An 18,960-nucleotide genomic window follows, 5' to 3' on the forward strand; every position below is an offset into this window, starting at 1 on the left:
TGCGTTTTGGGGGCGGATGCGAAGTGAGTGTAGAAGGGCTTCAGGTGTTCATCCGAAGAGATGCTGCCTGAATCCCATATTCTTGATTTGGAGCCATTCCTGATCTGAAAGACCAATGGCGTTTGCAGTGACTCAACGATAAGTTACATTAAGTGAAACCTTCTGTAGGGTCATCGGCATGCAGCCACATTCAAACTCTAGTCAGCCAATGGGGCGCCTATTCCGCAAGCTGACCCATCTGGCCAGTGATGAACGGTATTTGTTCACTCCAGATGATCTTCGGGCGTTGGTGTCGGACATTTCCGATGGTGCCTATAAAACCTTGCTGAGCCGTGCGGCCTCGGAAGGTCATCTGACGCGAATATGTCGAGGGCTCTATTTGTTCGAAGCGGCCAAGCCTTCCAGCGGTCTGGTGCTGTTTCATGCGGCGGCGAGGCTGCGTGCCATGCAGTTCAACTACATCAGCCTTGAAACAGCATTGAGTGATAGCGGCGTCATCTCACAAATCCCCATCAACTGGATCACGCTCATGTCATCCGGGCGCAGCAGCACCATTTCCTGTGGGCGATGGGGCACCATTGAATTCGTACACACCCGTCAGCAACCTCAGAATCTGGTGGGACAGGTGCACTATGACGCTCGTTGTCGATTGTGGCGGGCAACACCGCAACAAGCATTGCGAGACATGAAAGTCGCGAAACGGAATATGGATTTGATCGATTGGAGTGTTGCCAATGAGTTTGTTTGATGAACTGGTAGATGAAGCATTAAAGAACCAGCAGGTCCTGGCGCCATTGCGAGTCGTGGTGGAAAAGGAATTGCTGCATCACGACATCATGCTTGCACTGAGTGCTGCGGGAATGCTCGCCAAACTGACGTTCATCGGTGGCACCTGTTTGCGCGCCTGTTATGGCTCCAATCGTTTGAGTGGAGACCTGGATTTTACCGGCGGCGCTGATTTCAATCGCGAAAGCCTGACTGAGCTTGCCCATGTATTAGTCACCACCCTTAAAACCAAATATGGTCTTGAGGTTGAAGTGAGTGAGCCTGTTCGTGAGGAAGGTAATGTCGATACCTGGAAGCTGAAGATTCAAACCCGCCCGGGACGCAAAGACCTCCCGGCACAGCGCATCAACATCGACGTGTGTTCTATACCCAGCTATCAACCCCAGCCTATGCAGTTGCTTAACCCGTATGGAGTAGACATGGGTACGAGTGGTCTGATCTTGCAGGCAGAATCCCGAGAAGAAATTTACGCTGACAAAATCGTGGCATTTGCCCTGCGTCCTGACCGGATCAAGAACCGTGATCTCTGGGATATGGTCTGGCTGCGTCAGCAAGGCATAACACCGCATTTGGATCTGATCGCCAAAAAGCTGATCGATCATCATTGCGAGCAGGTCGAGTTCCTGGCGTTGTTCAAGGCGCGCTCAACACAGCTTGATGCTGACCCGAAAGTGGTCGTCGAGTTTCGCAAGGAGATGAGTCGGTTCCTGCCCGGCGAGTTAGTGGCGCAAACCGTGAATGAACCGACGTTCTGGACGTTCCTGGTTGGGCATATCCATGCTTTGTATGTGATCACAGAGAAAGCGCTGCGGGGCGATGAGCGTGTTCAGGGCTTTGAATTCAAGATGTGACGCGCGATGTAGAAATCAAAAATGGACGACCTCGGTGAGGTCGCCCGCTCAGTGTCAGACCGGTCTGATCCTGGATTCAGGCGTGCCGATATTTTTCAGCGCTTGATTGACCAACAACTCTGCCAAAACAGCCAGCCGCTGAATCGCCAATGCCTTGTTGCGATGTGGACCTTCGAGCTGGGCGGCCAGATCGGTGGACATGGCTTTCATTGAGGCCAGGTTTTGACTGGCGTAAGCGAGCAGGGTAGGTGCGTCGACGTCGGGGTTAACCGCGAAAATACTTCCTGTTGGAACAGATCGTTTCGGGTCGCTCAAGCGAGCGCTGACGCGGCGTTGGATTTCCTCGGACAACTGGGTCAGATCGAGAGCGTCCGATGCTGGAGGGTTCGGATTTTTAATCAAGGTCAGGCGGGGCTTTTTCATGGAAGAACTCCGGAAGGTTGGGTGTCCCTATGCTTTACGGCCTGTCAAACCGTTCGCCGGGTTGCAACACAAATGGGAGGTTATCCACTCAGACCGCTGCTCGATACTTCATGGAGTTCGACAGAACTTGAGGGAAATGTCCTAGGACGTGGTGAGTAGGCCCCATCCACAGGGGTGGAACAGCAGCCCCATGTCAGCTTGACGTTGATTGCAACTCACTCGATCTCACCGTGTGCTTGAAATGATGCTCCCAAAGCCGCACCCCCAACCCACCCGTCCGATCCAGCGACGACCCCACGGTCAAATCCGTAATCAACGTCGGCTGCAACCCCGCATCGAACAACGCAAACCCCGCTGCCAGGCAACAGGTCTCGGTCTGTAGTCCGCAGACCAATACCCGATCCACTTTCAGGCTTTTCAGATATTCGATGGTTTCCGGCGACGGCGCATAACCGTGCTTGATGAAGATGCGATCAGCCTGGATCAGGCTGTCGTCGTCCGGCGCAGGGTGCCAGCCGAGCTGCCTTTGGAACGGGGTTTTGGATTCGTCGTGGCGCTCGACGGTGGCGACGCTGGGCAAGGTGCCAACGAGTGTCTGGATGCCGTCGATGAGCCATTGGGGTGGGGCGAAGCTGGGTTGGACGTCGATGATGAGGAGGGCTTGGTACATGGCTTCTCCGAGGAGGGGGGCGGCGATGGTTTGTCATACCCCAGATGCAACAAAACCCGCACTTGGCGGGTTTTGTTTGACTTCGTATTTGGTGGAGCCGGGGGGATTTGAACCCCCGTCCGCCAGTACTCCGCTGTCGGTACTACATGCGTAGCCGTTTCTATTAAGTTAACCCTCAGCGACCCGAAGGGCAGGGTGCTTTGGGCGAGTTGTGTAAGTTTTAGCCGCTTCGTCCACAACGTACTGCACGGCGATTCTGTTCTATATGACAATCACTTTGGGTTTACAGACATCCCCTGGTGATTGCTGGACCCGAAGGTACCAGAAGCTCAGGATCTAAAGCTGCTTACGCAGCGAGAGAGAATTCCTGGCCGTAGGTTTCGTCATTGGCAACTATAAGTAGTTGCAACAGTGGATTTACGAGTTCTGTTACCAACTCGGCATGCACCTAAAGTTTCGCGACCGGCGTCGAATCCTAAACGGCCCCGTGCCTGTTGCTCGGTGAATCAAGTGAGCAACAAGCCTGCGCAGTGTACGCCAACGCAGCTCAGAAGGCCAACCCGAAGGTTGGCCTCGACTGATTATGGGTTCGGTTCGTTGGACAGTTTGTCGGCGCGCGACAGCGCCTGCGTGGCTTCGGTGACACATTTCTTATCATCGCCGGCGGCTTGCGATGCCTGAGCGCTGGCGAGCAATCTATTGAGTTCCATCTTGGTGTTTTCGGACGTTGCCGGCAGTGAAGTCACTTTGTCTTTGAGTTCTTGCACCTTGGCGGTACAGAGGTTGTTGTCCGCAGCGAATACGGGAGAGGCCAACATTGCAGCGGAAATGAACAGACCAGCGAGTGCGGTACTTTTCATGGGTATCTCCTTGAGCTGATGGTCTCGGTGCCGCCGGGCTTTCTGGCTGCTCTGCCGAGGTCTTGATTAGCCACGTTCGTTGGGGCTTAACTAAAAGACTGCGGGCATGCTCAGGAATTCGGTTTTTTTAAAAAAGGCTATGAAAAGCCACTTAATCGGAGAAAAGAGCACTAAAAAGGGGCGCATTCGCCCCTTTTCACTAGTGAAAAGGCTTCAAGTCGATTTGGCTCGGGTAACCCGATCCACCAGATAGACCAGCCCGTGGTAGTCAATTCCACCGTGTTGCGTCAGACCAATCTCACAGGTCCGGCTGGTAGAAATCCCCTCGCTGCACTGCTGCACCGCATCCTTGAGCGTGCGCAGGGAATGAGCGTTCAGCTCAGGCGTGGTGAAGCCCTTGTCACCGGCAAATCCGCAGCAATGAATGCCTTCAGGGATGACTACGTTTTTGCTGCACTTGCGCGCCAGATCGATCAACGCCTGGCTCTCGCCAAGATGCTGGGTGCTGCAAGTGACGTGCACCGCAATCGGTGCTTCCTGCGGCGTGAAGTCGAGTCGATCCATCAGGTGAGTGCGGATGAATCGGACCGGGTCGTACAGGTCCAGGCGAACATCGCCCAAATCTTGAACAAGCCGTAACGTGCACGGACTGGTGTCGCAGTAAATAGGATCGAGTCCGCCGCGACTGGCGTGCAGCAACGCGCCGATCAGTTCCTGGCGTTTGTGTTCGGCTTGCTCGGCGTAGCCCTTGGAGGCGAACGGCTGGCCGCAGCAGAGGCTGTCCTGATTGTCGGGAAAGACCACTTGGTAACCGGCCTTTTCCAGCAGCCCACGGGTTTTGTCGTACAACGACATTTGCTCTTTATCACCGGCAGCGGGGCCCATGACCCGCGAGACACACGCCGCCAGGTACACCACACGAGGGCGTTCGTCCGACACGGTCGGGCTGAAGCGAATGGCTTTTTCCGGCTGCGGCATGGCGTTGGTCCATTGCGGGACGTGACCTTTGGACAGCTTCGTCAGCGTTGCCGAAAGTTTCGCCAACCGTGGCGCCCCCAGCAGCATCCGCGCGCCATTGGCGACGTGCAGGGTGAAGCGCGCACCTTGCAGCGCCGTAGCGAAATTGCCTTCCAGCCAGTTGGCAGTTTTCGTATGAGTCGCGTTACGGCCGCGGAGCTTTTTCACTAGCTCGCCAGTGTTAATTCCTACAGGGCAACGTTGAGCACAGAGTCCGGTCGCTGCGCAGGTGTCGATGCCCTGGTATTCGTAAGCGGCTTCCAGTTCCGAGGTGTCGACGCCGGCGCGTTTCTTCGCCTGAATGTCGCGCCAGATCACGATGCGCTGGCGTGGGCTCAGGGTCAGGCCTTTCGAGGGGCAGACCGGCTCGCAAAAACCGCACTCGATGCACTTGTCCACAATCTCGTCGGCCGCCGGCAGCGGCTTCAGGTGTTTGAGGTGGATTTGCGGATCGTCGCTGAGCACCACGTCCGGGTTGAGAATGCCGTTCGGATCGAGCAGGCGTTTGAGTTGCCACATCAATTGATAGGCGTCGCTGCCCCATTCCAGTTCGACGAAGGGTGCCATGTTGCGACCGGTGCCGTGCTCAGCCTTCAGCGAGCCGCCGAACTCCACGGCGACCAGTTGCGCCACGTCGTCCATGAACGCCTGGTAGCGTGCGACTTCTTCCGGGTTGTTGAAGCCTTGGGTGAAAACGAAGTGCAGATTGCCTTCCAGCGCGTGTCCGAAAAGGATCGCCTCGTCGTAGTGATGTTTGTCGAACAACTCGATCAAGCGGTTCACGCCGATGGCCAACTGTTCCACCGGAAAGGTCACGTCCTCGATGATCACCGTGGTGCCGGTTTTGCGCACCGCGCCGACTGCGGGGAAGGTGTCCTTGCGGATCGCCCAGAGCCGGGCGTTTTCCAGTGGGTCTTCGGTGAAGTCGACTTGTTTCTCCACTGGGAACAAGGCCACGGAAGCCATGATCTGCGCCAGTTGTTCGCGCAGTAAAGTGGACGAGGCGGCGCGGGATTCGATCAGTAGGGCGCAGGCATTATTCGACAGCTGTTGTACGAAAGCCGGCATGCCGGGTTTGTCCTGTACCGAACGCAGACTACGACGGTCCAGCAGTTCCACGGCCGACACCGGTTGGCTTTTCAGCACGGTGACAGCGTTGCAGCAGGTTTCCACGTCCGGGAAGACGATCAACGCCGAGGCTTTGTTCGGGTGGTCGATCACCGTGTCGTAGGTCACCGCGCTGATAAACCCGAGGGTGCCTTCGGAGCCCACCAGCAGGTGGCTCAAGATATCCACAGGCTCGTCGAAATCCACCAGGGCGTTGAGCGACAGGCCAGTGGTATTTTTCAGTCGATATTTGTGGCGAATTTTTGCAGCCAATTCGGAATTGGCGCGGGTCTCGCGGCCCAGCGTCGTCAAACGTTCCAGCAGCTCGGAGTGGCTCTTTCGAAACGCCGCGACACTGGCGGCATCTTCGGTATCGAGGCGGCTGCCATCGGCCAGTACCAGACGGATGCCAGCCAAGGTGTGATAAGTATTTTGCGCCGTGCCGCAGCACATGCCACTGGCATTGTTGGCGACGATGCCGCCGATTTTGCAGGCGTTGATCGAAGCCGGATCCGGGCCGATCTTGCGTCCGAACGGCGCGAGCCAAGCGTTAGCCTGGGCGCCGATTACGCCGGGTTGCAGGCGGATTTGCGTGCCTTGGCCACGGATTTCGCGACCGTTCCAGTTATCCCCCAACACGATCAACACCGAATCGCTGATGGCCTGCCCGGACAGGCTGGTGCCGGCCGCACGAAAGGTCACCGGGACCTGATCCCGTTGCGCCAGTTTCAGCAGGGCGACCACTTCGTCTTCTGACTCGACACGGATCACCAGTTGCGGAGTCAGCCGATAGAAACTGGCATCGGTGCCGAAGGCCAGCGTCGATAGCGGGTCGTCGAAACGCCGGTCTTGAGGAATCAGTTGCTGCGCATCACGCAGGAAAGCCGCCGGTAACGTCATTGGTCCTCCAGGATCAATACCACCAGGTCTTTCGGGCCGTGGGCGCCGTAAGCCAGTACTTGTTCGATGTCGGCGGTTTTTGATGGGCCGGACACCAGCAAAGCGTTGGTCGGCATGCCTTGGGCCCACTCGAATTCCTGCTGCACCTGATAGAAGTTGTCGCGGATTTCACTGGCCTTGAGTAGGGCGAAATGCACCGGCGGGACCAGGCTCATCAGGCGCGGTTCTTCCCGCGTCGGCCACAGAATAAGACTACCTGTCGCGGCGATTGCGCCGAGGGTGGTGGTCAGGCTGGCCGGCGTGTCGTTAAACAACTCGGCTTTCCATTCTTCTACCGGACGGTCGTAGGCTTTAAGCGTTGGCAGACCAGGATTTTTCGACCAGTGCAGAGTGACACGTTGCCCGTGAGGTGTGGTCGGCGCGATCAACAGGCTCGGCAACTGACGATCCCTTAAAAGTTGCGCCAGTAATTCGGGCCAATCTTCGCCCTTGGTCAGATGGATTTCGGTGTGCACTGCTTCCATCAATTTGCGCAGTTGCGGGATGCGTTGTTCAGGGGCGTAGGTGTAGGGAGCGGTCACCAGTTCGACGTCAAACTCGTCAGGCACCGGTGTAGTTCCGGTAAGACTATTCCTCAATTTCGCGAGGATATTTTGCTTGGCGCTCATCAACGATCTCCCTGTTTGGCCAGATGCTCGCGAGCCATGTCATGCAGCGAGCGGGCAGCGGGTTTTGGCGCGCTGTGGTTTTGCGTCCATGGGCCGACGTTGCTCGGTGCAAGCGCGCGCAGCCGTGTGGCGAAGAAGCCGAACAGACGATACAGCGTCGGCGAGCTGTTGAGCGTGGCCCAGGCGTTCCAGATAAAGCGTTCCTTGCGCGAGTACTTGCTGCCCTGGCCGCGCATGACTTGATGCAGGCTGTCCGGGGCTTTGACGTTCTCTTCCCGTAGGCGCCGCAGCAATGCCGGGATCGGTATTTTTACCGGGCAGACTTCACCGCAAGCACCACACAGCGACGACGCACTCGGATGATCCGGGACTTTCGCCAGGCCGACCATGTGCGGCGTGATGATTTTTCCGATAGGCCCAGGGTAAACCTCCCCATAGGCGTGGCCGCCGATTCGAGTGTAGACCGGGCAATGATTCATACAGGCGCCGCAGCGGATGCAGTTCAGGGTCTGGCGCAATTCGCTGTCGGCGAAGGCCTGGCTGCGACCGTTGTCGAGCAGTACCAGGTGCACTTCTTGCGGGCCGTCGAGTTCATGCTCCTTGCGTGGGCCGGAGATCATGTTGACGTAAGTGGTGATGGGTTGGCCGAGGGCCGAGCGGGTCAGCAGCGACAACAGAGGCACTACGTCCCGCAGGTTTTCAACGACTTTTTCGATACCGGTGACGGCGATGTGTACCGGCGGCACAGTAGTCGTCATGCGCCCGTTGCCTTCGTTTTCCACCAGCAGCAAGGTACCGGTTTCGGCCACGGCGAAGTTGACGCCGGAGACGCCGATGTCCGCTTCGAAGAATTTCTGTCGCAAGACTTTGCGACCGATCTGAATGAGTTGGTCAACGTCCTTGGTGTATTCCACGCCAAGTTTGTCGTGGAACAAGGACGCGACCTGACCGGCATTCTTGTGGATCGCCGGCATAATAATGTGTGAAGGCTTCTCGTGGTCGAGCTGGACGATGTACTCGCCCATGTCCGATTCCAAGCATTCAATGCCCTGTTCAGCGAGGAAATGATTCATCTCCATCTCTTCGCTGACCATCGATTTACCCTTGATCACTTGCCGCCCCTCGTGAGCGCGGATGATCGATAAGACGATGCCATTGGCCTCGTCCACCGTTTCCGCCCAGTGCACTGTCACACCGTTGCGGGTCAGGTTCTGTTCAAGCTGCTCGAGCAGGTCGGGCAACTTGGATAACGCACGGGCGCGGACAGCATTGCCCAGCACTCGCAGATGTTCTCTTTCATGGGCATCGCTGAAAGACGCTGCCCGTTTTGTCATCAGTGAATCCATCGCGCTGCGAAAGTTGTTTCGCAGTTGCGTGTCAGCCAAAGCCTCGTGAGCCCTGCTGCGAAAATCTTCTTCTACAGCAACCGTAGGAATAATCGCGGAAGCGTTCATCGAACACCCCCGGTACGTTGCCAAAGGAAACTGGCCAAGTGTTGGCCGCGCAACGCTTCCTTCTGCTTCTCCAGCGAGCCGTTGATGTTCATCAAACAGCCGCAATCGGCACTGAGTAACTGGTGCGCGCCGGATTCCTTCAACGCACGGGTCTTGTCAGCCACCATCGCCCCGGAAATGTCTGGCATACGGACGCTGAAAGTCCCACCAAAGCCACAGCATTCACTTTCGTGGCTGTGCTCGACCCGTTCCACGTTGCCCAACTGCGCCAACAACTCGCTGCCATGCAGGTGGGTGTTCATTTCGCGGCGTGCCGAACACGAGGTGTGCAGCGCCACTTTCACCGGTTTACCGCTGTCCTTGAGCTGCACCTTGCAGACAAATAGCAGGAACTCCGCCAGCTCGTAGGTCCGGCCCGCCAGGGCCTGAACCTGTTTCAACGTGTCCGGCTCGTCCTTGAACAAGTCGGCATAGTGTTCGCGCAACATGCCTGCGCAAGAACCCGAAGGCACCACCACCGGATAATCCCCGGCAAACAGCGCCAGTTGCGAGCGCGCCACGGTCCGGGCTTGTTCGGTGTAACCGGAGGTGTAGGCCGGTTGCCCGCAGCAGCTTTGCCCTTGCGGATACTCGACACGAATGCCTTCACGTTCCAACAGATGAATCGCGTCCATCCCGGCTTCGGGGTAGAACAAATCCACCACGCAAGTCCCGAACAGATAGACCCGTGACGGTTTTTCGCTGGGGTATTGCCGAGGTTCGGGCAGTGGCGGGGCAACGCGGGTCGCGTTCGGCACAGCGTTGTAAAAAAGCTCGCTCATCAGGCGTGTCTCCGGGTGGTCCCGGTTATCCGTCCGTTGAGGCTGCTGAATATAGAGCCGGAAGCTTTCAGCAGCCTTACAGACCGGGTTGTGAATAGCTGACACCGGAGTCGTAGTCCGGCGTCGGTTTTTTCGGCGCTGCCTGTAGTCCTTAGTGCACCAGCATCCCGGTGAGCCAGTAGGCCTGGACGTAGGTGATCAGGCCCACGATCGTTGCGAAGAACAGGCTGTGCTTGAGGGTGAAGCGGAACAGATCCGATTCCTTACCCACCAGTCCGGTCGCGGCGCAGGCCACGGCGATCGATTGCGGCGAGATCATCTTGCCGGTCACGCCGCCGCTGGTGTTCGCCGCCACCAGCAAAACATCGCTGACGCCGATCTGGTGCGCGGTGGTGGCTTGCAATGAACTGAACAGCGCATTGGACGAGGTATCGGAGCCGGTCAGGAACACGCCGAGCCAGCCGAGGAACGGCGAGAAGAACGGGAATGCCGCGCCGGTCGCTGCCAGCACCAATGCCATGGTCGAGGACATGCCCGAGTAGTTGGTGACGAAGGCAAACGCTAACACCATGCCGATGGACAGAATCGGCCAACGCAGTTCGTAGAAGGTCTCTTTCAAAGTGGTAAGACCAATTTTGAAATTGATCTTCAGCACCAGCATCGAGATCAGCGCCGAGAAGAAAATCGCCGTGCCGGTCGCGGAAATCGGATCAAGTTTGAACACCGCCGGGATCGCGGTCGGAGCCGTCACGATCGGCGCGACCTTGATCACCATTTGGTCCAGGTGCGGGATGGCGAAGTTAAATACCCAGCTGTACATCGAACCGCCAGCGGCGAACATGGCCTTGAACGGTTTCAGGGTCCAGATGGTGACCAGCACGGTGAGGATCAGGAACGGCGACCAGGCCTTGAAAATCTCCAGCAGACTGTAGGGCGAAGCCACGGTGGTGCGCTTCTGGCCGAAACCACCGACGCTGGCGCTGACCACGGACGCCGAGACAGCGCCGGCGATGTGTTGGCCGGCGGCGCGTTTCGGCTGCCAGACTTTCAGGAACAGCGTCAGGGAAATCAGGCTGGCCAGCGCCGAGGTGATGTCCGGCAGTTCCGGGCCGATGAAATTCGAGGTGAAGTACTGGGTCACGGCAAAGCTCAAACCCGCCACCAGTGCGGCTGGCCAGGTTTCCCGAACGCCGCGCAGGCCGTCCATCATGAACACCAGCCAGAACGGCACGAACAGCGACAGCAGCGGCAGTTGGCGACCGGTCATGGCGCCGATCTTGAACGCGTCGATACCGGTGACTTGCCCGGCGACGAGGATCGGGATGCCCAGGGCACCGAACGCGACGGGCGCGGTGTTGGCGATCAGGCACAGGCCGGCGGCGTACAGCGGGTTGAAGCCCAGTCCTACAAGCAGCGCGGCGGTAATCGCTACCGGCGCACCGAAACCCGCGGCACCTTCCAGGAAGGCACCGAAGCAGAAGCCGATCAGCAACACTTGCAAGCGCTGGTCGTCGGTGATCGACAGCACCGAGCTGCGGATCACCTCGAACTGCCCGCTCTTGACCGTCAGTTTGTAGAGGAACACCGCCGCGACGATGATCCAGGCAATTGGCCACAAGCCGTAGGCGAAGCCATACCCGGCTGCGGCGAACGCCATATCAACCGGCATCTGGAAGGCGAAGATCGCCACAGCAATCGACAGAGCAAGCGTGATGCTGCCGGCCACATGGCCTTTGAGGCGGAACACGGCCAAAGCCAGGAAGAAAAATACGATGGGAATGACGGCCGCGAGTGCGGACACGCCGAGACTGCCGAGCGGGCTGTAGAGCTGTTGCCAGGTTTGCATATGGGGTGGCCCCTAATTGTTGTTGGTCAGGCACTGTCAGCGTTCTTGGTTAATTGGTAATACCAATTTACAATCGCTGTTGGCTAGGGTAAAAGCCTTGTATGGGGTGTGTCAATTTGCCGCCCTAAAACTTTTGTCGAATAAGCGGTGCAGAACGCATCTGATCTGTTCGATCAAATGCCGTCTGGTAGGTGCTGGCACAGCGCCGATAGGCCAGAATAGAGAGCCCGGCGAGCTGCCGGGATCGTGGAGAATTGAGTTATGGGGTTTGATCAGATACGTCAGCGCCGTTTGTCTGACGATATTGTCGAGCGGCTCGAGGGGATGATTCTCGAGGGCACGCTGAAGTCCGGCGAGCGCTTGCCGGCCGAACGCGCGTTGGCCGAGCAGTTCGGCGTATCACGCCCATCGTTGCGCGAAGCGATTCAGAAACTGGCAGCCAAGGGCTTGCTGGTCAGTCGCCAGGGTGGCGGCAATTATGTGGTGGATTCCTTGGGCTCGACGTTCAGCGATCCGCTACTGCATCTGCTGGAAAGCAACCCCGAGGCCCAGCGCGATCTGCTGGAGTTTCGCCATACCCTGGAAGCATCCTGTGCCTATTACGCGGCATTGCGTGCCACCGATGTGGATCGCGAACGGCTGACGGCGGCGTTCGAAGAATTGCAGGATTGCTACACGCGTCACGATGAAGTGGGCCGAGCGGAAGAGGGCGCGGCGGATGCGAAATTCCACCTGGCAATCGCCGAAGCCAGTCACAACGCCGTGTTGCTACACACTATTCGCGGGCTGTTCGATCTGCTCAAGCGCAACGTGGTGACCAACATTGGCGGCATGTACAAGCAACGCACCGAGACGCGTGACATGCTGATCAGTCAGCACCGTGAGTTGTACCTGGCGATTATCGAAGGTCGGGCGGAGCAGGCGCGGGAGGTCTCCAGTCGCCACATTTTGTATGTGCAGGAAGTGCTGGAAGAAGTGCGTCAGGAAGTGCAGCGCATGGCTCGGGCGGAGCGGCGCAAGGGGATGTAGTCATGATCGTTCCCACGCTCTGCGTGGGAATGCATCCCGTGACGCTCCGCGTCACATAACGGCGGACGCAGAGCGTGGGAGCGATCAGGCCGGAAGATTAATCTTCCTTGCCCTTGTTCCGCACAGCGCGCTGCAACTCGCGACCGGCGTCGCGTTCGCGCTCGGTATCACGCTTGTCGTATTCCTTCTTGCCCTTGCCCAGAGCGATCTCGCACTTGACCATGTGCTTGCTCCAGTACCAGGACAGGCATACGCAGGCGTAACCTTTTTGCTGCACGGCGGTGGCGAGCTTTTCCAGCTCGCGACGGTTGAGCAGCAATTTGCGGGTGCGGGTCGGATCAGCGATGACGTGAGTGCTGGCAGTCATCAGCGGCGTAATGTGGCTGCCGAGCAGCCAGGCTTCGCCATCCTTGAGCAGGACATAACTGTCAACCAGTTGCAGCTTGCTTGCCCGCAGACTTTTTACTTCCCAGCCGGCCAGGACCAGACCAGCCTCGAACTTATGCTCGATGAAGTAATCGTGTCGCGCCTTTTTATTTTGCGCGATGGTCCCTGTTGGGTGTTTCTTCTGTTTAGCCATAGGGGCGGCATTATAGGGAGTTGCACGCAAGTCGGCTACGGTATCGCTACGTGCTTGAGCAGGTTGATTGAATCCCGGACAATGCGGCCTCTTTTTTGAACGCTTGGGCGTGATAACGATGTCGACAGACAAGGTTTCTGTCCACGGCAGTTGGGCTAGCCGCTGGGTCTTCATACTCGCCGCGACCGGTTCGGCCGTGGGCCTGGGTAGCATCTGGAAATTCCCGTACATGGTCGGCGTCTATGGCGGCGGCGCCTTCGTGCTCATGTTTCTGGCCTGCATCGCGCTGATTGGTGTGCCGGTCATGTTGGCGGAAACCCTGATCGGCCGCCGCGCCCGTCAAAGCCCGGCCAACGCCTTGAAGGTGTTGGCGCTGGAGGCGGGGCATTCAGGGAAGTGGTCCTGGGGGGCGTTCGCCGGGATGATCACGGCGTTGCTGATCCTGTCTTTCTATAGTGTCGTCGGCGGCTGGTCGCTGGATTACATCATCGACATGGGCCGTGGCGACTTCCAGGGTGTGACAGCGGATCAGGTCGGCGCTTATTTCGGTAACGTCATCTCCGATCCATGGCGTCTGACACTTTGGCACACGATTTTCATGCTGTTGTCCGCCGTGGTGATCGCCAAGGGCGTGGTCGCCGGGCTTGAGCGCAGCCTGCGGATCATGATGCCGCTGCTGTTCGTGATGGTGATTGTGCTGCTGGGTTACAGCATGACCACCGGCCATTTCATGGAAGGCGTGCATTTCATGTTCGACTTCCACCCGGAAAAAGTCCTCGACGGCTTGCTGCCTGCCATGGGCCACGCGTTCTTCTCGCTGAGCGTTGGCGTCGGTTCGATCATGATATATGGCGCTTATATGCCGAAGAACTCGTCGATTTCCGGCACCGTGGTCGGCGTGGCGTTGCTCGATACCTTCGTTTCTCTGGTGGCCGGCCTGGCATTGTTTCCGATTGTGTTTGCGGCGGGCCTGAACCCGAGCGAAGGCCCTGGCCTGATGTTCGTCAGCCTGCCATTTGCCTTCGGTAACGTAGCGTTCGGCCAGTTGATGGGCGTAGTGTTCTTCGTGCTGGTAGCGGTTGCTGCCTGGAGTTCGGCGATTTCATTGCTCGAACCAATGGTGGCTTACCTGGTTGAGCGCACCAAAATCAGCCGCGCCTGGGTCACGTTCTGGTTGGCATTTATCTGCTGGTTCGTCGGTTTGGGCACGGTGTTTTCCTTCAATATCTGGAAGGAAGCCAAGTTTTTCGTGAACGAAGGCGGGATGTTCCATCTCTACCAATGGGGTGCGGCCGGCGGCCTGGACTTCTTTGGTGTGATCGATTTCTTCACCTCGCGGATCATGTTGCCACTCGGTGGTTTGTGTTTCGTGGTGTTTGCAGGCTGGATCATGGGGCGTGAAGCGGTGCGCGACGAATTGTCGATCCGCAGCCCGATGTTGTTCGGCCTGTCCCTGTTTCTGATGCGCTATGTGGCGCCCATCGGCATTCTTGTAGTGTTTGCCGCCCAGCTGTGGAAGTGACGCTGACATGACGACACATATTCAACGCTCGGCCCTGCTGCCGTATCCGGCGCAAGCCCTCTATGACCTGGTCAACGACGTGGCGCGTTATCCGGAATTCCTGCCGTGGTGCTCCGCGGCGGAAGTCCTGGAAAGCTCCCCTGAGCATATGCGTGCCAGTGTTGGTGTGGCCAAGGGCGGTCTGAGCCAGCATTTCGTGACGCGCAACACGCTGGTCCCCGGGCATTCGATCGAGATGAATCTCGAGGAAGGACCGTTCAACCAGTTGCATGGCGTCTGGGTGTTCAAGCCATTGGGTGAAAAGGCCTGCAAGATCAGCCTGGACCTGTCTTTCGACTACGCCGGGCCGATCGTGCGCGCGACGCTGGGGCCGCTGTTCAATCAGGCCGCCAATACGCTGGTGGACGCGTTCTGTCAGCGCGCCAAGCAGATGCATGGTTGAGTCGGTGATTGAGGTTGAGGTGGTGTATGCCGCCATTGATCGTCAGGTGCTGCTGACAGTGGCGGTGCCGGTGGGGGCGACGGTTCGGGATGCTTTGCTCAGGTCTGGAGTAGGTGACGAGTTTCCTGAGTTGGATCTGATTAGTTGCCCGGTCGGGATATTCGGCAAGGTGATTGCTGATCCGTCCATTCGTACGGTACTGGCGGGGGATCGTATCGAGATCTACCGGCCATTATTGGCCGATCCAAAAGAAGTTCGCCGCTTGCGCGCCGCCAAGGCAGCCGAGGCCAAGGCGCGAAATCAATGATTCGATAATCGCCAGACAATAAAAAACCCGGACATGCCGGGTTTTTTATTGCGTCGCAAATTATTGCGGCGTGGTGTCCAGCGGTTCCGGACTTGGGACTGGAACGGTTTCTACACCGTCTACGTCCTTCTGGATCTGGTCCAGCAACGAACCTGGTTTCACCGGTTTTTCCGGTTTTGGCTTCTCGGTGTTTTCTGCAGGAGCGGTCACGGTCGTGCCGGGTTCCTTGCCGAGAATGGCTTCGTCGCGGCTCACGCCAGGCATAAAATCGCCCGACAGGCTGGTGAGCTGGTCATTTGGGTTGAAGATAACGCTTATGCGTTCCTGTTGGCGTTCACCACCACCCGGTTGCAGGCTATACAGGTAATCCCAGCGATCGGCATGGAACGTGTCGGTCAGCAGAGGGTTGCCCATGATAAACCGTACTTGCCGACGGGTCATTCCCGGGCGTAACTGGTCTATCATGTCCTGCGTGACGACATTGCCCTGCTGGATGTCGATTTTGTAAACCCCGGGGAATGAACAACCGGCGAGTGCGAGCAGTCCCACGAAGGTGAAACTGGTTAGCAAGAGCTTGGTGTTTTGCATCGGTGGGCGACTTCCACTATCTTGGCTGGGACAACGTAAACGCCGATCATACCCGCATTAAGAGAAGCTGCGAAGCAGCATCGCGAGAAAGCTGACCATGGTTGAAAATAGCGAACTACGAAAAGCCGGCCTCAAAGTGACCCTGCCACGGGTCAAAATTCTGCAAATGCTCGATTCCGCCGAGCAACGCCACATGAGTGCCGAGGATGTCTACAAGGCGCTGATGGAGGCTGGTGAGGACGTCGGTCTGGCCACGGTTTACCGTGTACTGACTCAGTTCGAGGCAGCTGGCCTTGTGGTGCGACACAACTTCGACGGCGGTCACGCGGTCTTCGAACTGGACGACGGCAAGCATCACGACCATATGGTCAACGTCGAAACCAGTGAAGTGATCGAATTCTTCGACGAAGAAATCGAGCGTCTTCAGAAGGCGATTGTCGATAAGTACGGTTTCGAGATGGTGGATCACAATCTCGTGCTGTACGTACGCAAGAAAAAGTAAGCATGTCGCGCGAACAGGATGTTCGCGAAACGAGCGAAGGCGACCCCAGGGTCGCCTTCGTGCTTTCTGCCGCGCTTAAATTTTGGCGATGATGACCATTTTCTTCGCGTGAGCCAGGGATTCCTTCGTCAGGTCGATGCCCCCCAGCATGCGTGCGACTTCTTCTACACGATGGGTTTTGCTCAGCTTGGACACGGCTGTATGGGTGGCATCCTCGCCGCGCACCTTGTGCACGAATAGATGCTGGTGACCCTGCGCCGCCACTTGCGGCAGGTGAGTCACCGTCAATACCTGTCCGCGCTCCCCTAGTCGGCGCAGCAACTGGCCGACGATCTCGGCGGTCGGGCCGCCGATGCCCACGTCCACTTCGTCGAACACCAGGGTTGGAACCCGGGAGGTCTGCGCGGTGATGACCTGAATCGCCAGGCTGATCCGTGATAGCTCGCCGCCGGACGCCACTTTCGCAAGGGCTTTCATCGGCTGCCCCGGGTTGGCGCTGACCAGCAGTTCTACCTGTTCAAGCCCATTGGGCAGCAGTTCGTTGCTGGTATTAGGGCGCAGTTCGATGGTGAAACGGCCGCCGGGCATGCCCAGGCGCTGGATTTCCTGTTCCACGGCGCTGGCCAGGCTGCCCGAGGCTTGATGGCGCAGGTCGCTCAGGTCGCGCGCTTTCTCTTGATAATGACGGGCATAGGACGCCAGCTCATCGCTCAGGCGTTCGATGGACTCGTCGTTGGCATTCAGGGTTTCGATTTCATCCAGCAGCTTTTGCTGCATCTCGGCGACTTCGGTTGGCTGGATGCGGTGCTTGCGCGCCAGGGTGTAGATCGCATCGAGGCGTTCTTCCAGGTATTGAAGGCGTGCCGGGTCGGCGTCGAAGTTGTCGAGGAAGCGGTTCAGTTCACCGACGGCTTCTTCTACTTGAATCTGCGCGCTGGTCAGCAGACTGCTGGCTTCGCCCAGGGCACCAATCGAATTGTTCACGCTCGACAAGCGATTGAGGCTGGCGGTCAGTGCATTCAGCACATTGCCGGAATCACTTTCACTGCATTGCTCGACCACTTGTCGGCAGATACCCAGAAGGGTTTCGGCGTTGGTCAGGTTTTTGTGTTCCTGCTCCAGTTGCTCCAGCTCGTTTTCGCCAAGGCCGAGGTTTTCCAGCTCTTCAAGTTGGTAGCTCAGCAATTGATGGCGTGCGCGCTGCTCGTCGCCGGAATTGGACAGGCGTTCCAGCTCCTGGCGGGTCTGGCGCCAGCGCTGGGCGGCCAGTTGAACCTGGCGGGCAAGATCGGTGGCGCCGGCATATTCGTCGAGCAGGCGGCGGTGGGTGTCGGTCTTGAGCAGGGATTGGTGTTCGTGCTGGCTGTGGATATCGATCAGCAATTCGCCCAAAGCCTTGAGATCGCCAAGCGGGCAGGGCGTGCCGTTGATATAGCCGCGTGAGCGCCCTTCAGCGGTGATCACCCGGCGCAGGATGCACGGGCCGTCGCTTTCCAGGTCTCGTTCGGCCAGCCAGGCACTGGCTTCCGGGATGTCGATCAGGTCGAAGGTTGCCAGGATGTCGGCCTTGTCAGCGCCGGGGCGAACCACGCCGCTGTCGGCGCGATCACCCAGGGTGAGGCCCAGGGCGTCGAGCATGATCGACTTGCCGGCGCCGGTTTCCCCTGTGATCACGCTCATCCCGCGATCGAGTTCGAGATCGAGATGTTCAACGATGGCGTAGTTATGTACGGACAGGTGCACCAGCATAAAGGCCGCTCCCAGGCTTTAGGTCTGGTTATTTATACAGTGTTTTATTTGTGGCTGACAATGCCCTCCCTTAGCTCGTTTTGCTTGATCCGACGAAATCGTTAGCGCACCGGGGAATGACAATGCAGCTCTTTTTGTAGGGTTAATCACCTCAAACCCCTTGAAGCTGAATTTTGCGGCCCCATATAGCTGGGCAGAAGCGCGAGTTGAGCTCGCGGACGATATTGAAAGGAGAAATTCTATGGCTGACGAACAGACAGTGGACACGCAAAATCTCGACGCCGATCAAGCTGCCCAGGATTCGGGCGATGAGCTGGCGGCGCGTGTACAAGTGCTCGAAGAGCAATTGGCGGGTGCTCATGATCAGGCTTTGCGTGTAGCGGCTGATCTGCAGAACGTCCGCCGTCGCGCCGAGCAGGATGTCGAAAAGGCTCACAAGTTCGCATTGGAAAAATTCGCCGGCGACCTGCTGCCGATCATCGACAGCCTGGAGCGTGGCCTGGAGTTGTCCAACCCGGATGACGAAAGCATCCGCCCAATGCGTGAAGGCATCGAGCTGACCCTGAAAATGTTCCAGGACACCCTGAAGCGTTATCAGCTGGAAGCGATCGATCCGCATGGCGAACCGTTCAACGCCGTTCATCATCAGGCGATGGCCATGCAAGAAAGCGCCGATGTCGAGCCGAACAGCGTGCTCAAGGTGTTTCAGAAGGGCTACCAGCTTAACGGTCGCTTGCTGCGCCCGGCCATGGTCGTGGTCAGCAAGGCGCCTGCGCCGGTTTCGCCTTCGATTGATGAGCAGGCTTGAAATTAGCCGCAAGGCCCCCATTTAGAAGTC

At 57.9% G+C, this 18,960-nt stretch carries 19 protein-coding genes and 1 other RNA gene; 8 read left to right on the plus strand and 12 right to left on the minus strand.

Going from position 1 to position 18,960, the window contains the following annotated elements; all coding sequences use genetic code 11:
- Positions 1 to 178 precede the first annotated feature (178 nt).
- A complete protein-coding gene (abiEi, locus tag ACA071_RS03980; RefSeq protein ID WP_497643234.1) occupies positions 179 to 748 on the plus strand; it encodes a type IV toxin-antitoxin system AbiEi family antitoxin in 570 nt (189 codons plus the stop codon).
- Complete coding sequence (locus tag ACA071_RS03985) at positions 735 to 1,637, plus strand: nucleotidyl transferase AbiEii/AbiGii toxin family protein (protein ID WP_497643236.1); 903 nt, start codon at positions 735 to 737, stop codon at positions 1,635 to 1,637. The genes abiEi and ACA071_RS03985 overlap by 14 nt, the downstream gene beginning before the upstream one ends.
- Before the next feature lie 54 nt (positions 1,638 to 1,691).
- On the opposite strand, the gene ACA071_RS03990 is transcribed toward ACA071_RS03985, so the two are convergent.
- The 9 genes from ACA071_RS03990 to ACA071_RS04030 all read right to left on the minus strand — a co-directional run bounded on the left by ACA071_RS03990 (position 1,692) and on the right by ACA071_RS04030 (position 11,403).
- A complete protein-coding gene (locus tag ACA071_RS03990; RefSeq protein ID WP_497643237.1) occupies positions 1,692 to 2,060 on the minus strand; it encodes a DUF6124 family protein in 369 nt (122 codons plus the stop codon).
- Positions 2,061 to 2,253: 193 nt separating this feature from the next.
- Positions 2,254 to 2,730 (minus strand): isochorismatase family protein, encoded by a 477-nt coding sequence (locus ACA071_RS03995; RefSeq protein ID WP_497643238.1) that lies wholly within the window; start codon positions 2,728 to 2,730, stop codon positions 2,254 to 2,256.
- Between the two features lie 89 nt (positions 2,731 to 2,819).
- Positions 2,820 to 3,217: a transfer-messenger RNA gene (gene ssrA, locus ACA071_RS04000) on the minus strand.
- A gap of 94 nt (positions 3,218 to 3,311) precedes the next feature.
- Positions 3,312 to 3,590 carry a PA2433 domain-containing protein gene (locus ACA071_RS04005; RefSeq protein WP_497643239.1) on the minus strand — a complete coding sequence of 93 codons (279 nt, stop codon included), beginning with the start codon at positions 3,588 to 3,590 and terminating at the stop codon, positions 3,312 to 3,314.
- Positions 3,591 to 3,803: 213 nt separating this feature from the next.
- Entirely contained in the window at positions 3,804 to 6,614 is a 2,811-nt protein-coding gene (locus tag ACA071_RS04010) for an FAD-binding and (Fe-S)-binding domain-containing protein (protein ID WP_497643240.1), read from the minus strand.
- Positions 6,611 to 7,282: a LutC/YkgG family protein gene (locus ACA071_RS04015; protein WP_497643241.1), complete on the minus strand. Its 672-nt coding sequence runs from the start codon at positions 7,280 to 7,282 to the stop codon at positions 6,611 to 6,613. Before ACA071_RS04015 ends, ACA071_RS04010 begins: the two co-directional genes overlap by 4 nt.
- Positions 7,282 to 8,736 carry a LutB/LldF family L-lactate oxidation iron-sulfur protein gene (locus tag ACA071_RS04020; RefSeq protein WP_497643243.1) on the minus strand — a complete coding sequence of 485 codons (1,455 nt, stop codon included), beginning with the start codon at positions 8,734 to 8,736 and terminating at the stop codon, positions 7,282 to 7,284. The genes ACA071_RS04015 and ACA071_RS04020 overlap by 1 nt, the downstream gene beginning before the upstream one ends.
- On the minus strand, positions 8,733 to 9,557 hold the full coding sequence (locus ACA071_RS04025; RefSeq protein WP_497643245.1) for a (Fe-S)-binding protein: 825 nt from the start codon (positions 9,555 to 9,557) through the stop codon (positions 8,733 to 8,735). Before ACA071_RS04025 ends, ACA071_RS04020 begins: the two co-directional genes overlap by 4 nt.
- Before the next feature lie 151 nt (positions 9,558 to 9,708).
- The gene (locus tag ACA071_RS04030; protein ID WP_497643247.1) at positions 9,709 to 11,403 is read right to left on the minus strand and encodes a lactate permease LctP family transporter; all 1,695 of its coding nucleotides are present in this window, start codon (positions 11,401 to 11,403) and stop codon (positions 9,709 to 9,711) included.
- A gap of 261 nt (positions 11,404 to 11,664) precedes the next feature.
- Between ACA071_RS04030 and ACA071_RS04035 the strand changes: the two genes are divergently transcribed.
- Positions 11,665 to 12,432 (plus strand): FCD domain-containing protein, encoded by a 768-nt coding sequence (locus ACA071_RS04035; protein ID WP_497643249.1) that lies wholly within the window; start codon positions 11,665 to 11,667, stop codon positions 12,430 to 12,432.
- 97 nt (positions 12,433 to 12,529) lie between these two features.
- Here the strand turns inward: ACA071_RS04035 and smpB are convergent, their stop codons facing one another.
- The gene (gene smpB / locus ACA071_RS04040; protein WP_008149046.1) at positions 12,530 to 13,012 is read right to left on the minus strand and encodes an SsrA-binding protein SmpB; all 483 of its coding nucleotides are present in this window, start codon (positions 13,010 to 13,012) and stop codon (positions 12,530 to 12,532) included.
- 118 nt (positions 13,013 to 13,130) lie between these two features.
- Here smpB and ACA071_RS04045 point away from each other — a divergent pair, with 118 nt between their 5' ends.
- From ACA071_RS04045 to ACA071_RS04055, 3 genes are read left to right on the plus strand one after another with little or no spacing between them, the layout of a single operon-like run.
- A complete protein-coding gene (locus tag ACA071_RS04045) occupies positions 13,131 to 14,534 on the plus strand; it encodes a sodium-dependent transporter (RefSeq protein ID WP_497643250.1) in 1,404 nt (467 codons plus the stop codon).
- A 7-nt stretch (positions 14,535 to 14,541) separates the two neighbouring features.
- Positions 14,542 to 14,976, plus strand: a complete 435-nt coding sequence (locus ACA071_RS04050; RefSeq protein ID WP_054050071.1) for a type II toxin-antitoxin system RatA family toxin — start codon at positions 14,542 to 14,544, stop codon at positions 14,974 to 14,976.
- The gene (locus ACA071_RS04055; protein WP_497643251.1) at positions 14,969 to 15,283 is read left to right on the plus strand and encodes an RnfH family protein; all 315 of its coding nucleotides are present in this window, start codon (positions 14,969 to 14,971) and stop codon (positions 15,281 to 15,283) included. Before ACA071_RS04050 ends, ACA071_RS04055 begins: the two co-directional genes overlap by 8 nt.
- Positions 15,284 to 15,343: 60 nt before the next feature.
- Here ACA071_RS04055 and ACA071_RS04060 read toward each other — a convergent pair whose 3' ends face one another.
- Positions 15,344 to 15,871: an outer membrane protein assembly factor BamE gene (locus ACA071_RS04060; protein ID WP_497643252.1), complete on the minus strand. Its 528-nt coding sequence runs from the start codon at positions 15,869 to 15,871 to the stop codon at positions 15,344 to 15,346.
- 97 nt (positions 15,872 to 15,968) lie between these two features.
- On the opposite strand from ACA071_RS04060, the gene fur reads away from it, so the two are divergent.
- The gene (gene fur, locus ACA071_RS04065) at positions 15,969 to 16,373 is read left to right on the plus strand and encodes a ferric iron uptake transcriptional regulator (RefSeq protein ID WP_003197684.1); all 405 of its coding nucleotides are present in this window, start codon (positions 15,969 to 15,971) and stop codon (positions 16,371 to 16,373) included.
- Positions 16,374 to 16,448: 75 nt separating this feature from the next.
- Here the strand turns inward: fur and recN are convergent, their stop codons facing one another.
- The gene (gene recN / locus ACA071_RS04070; protein ID WP_497643253.1) at positions 16,449 to 18,122 is read right to left on the minus strand and encodes a DNA repair protein RecN; all 1,674 of its coding nucleotides are present in this window, start codon (positions 18,120 to 18,122) and stop codon (positions 16,449 to 16,451) included.
- Between the two features lie 241 nt (positions 18,123 to 18,363).
- Here recN and grpE point away from each other — a divergent pair, with 241 nt between their 5' ends.
- A complete protein-coding gene (gene grpE, locus ACA071_RS04075) occupies positions 18,364 to 18,930 on the plus strand; it encodes a nucleotide exchange factor GrpE (protein WP_133838473.1) in 567 nt (188 codons plus the stop codon).
- Positions 18,931 to 18,960: the final 30 nt, after the last annotated feature.

It is taken from the genome of Pseudomonas sp. LBUM1646 (assembly GCF_059716165.1).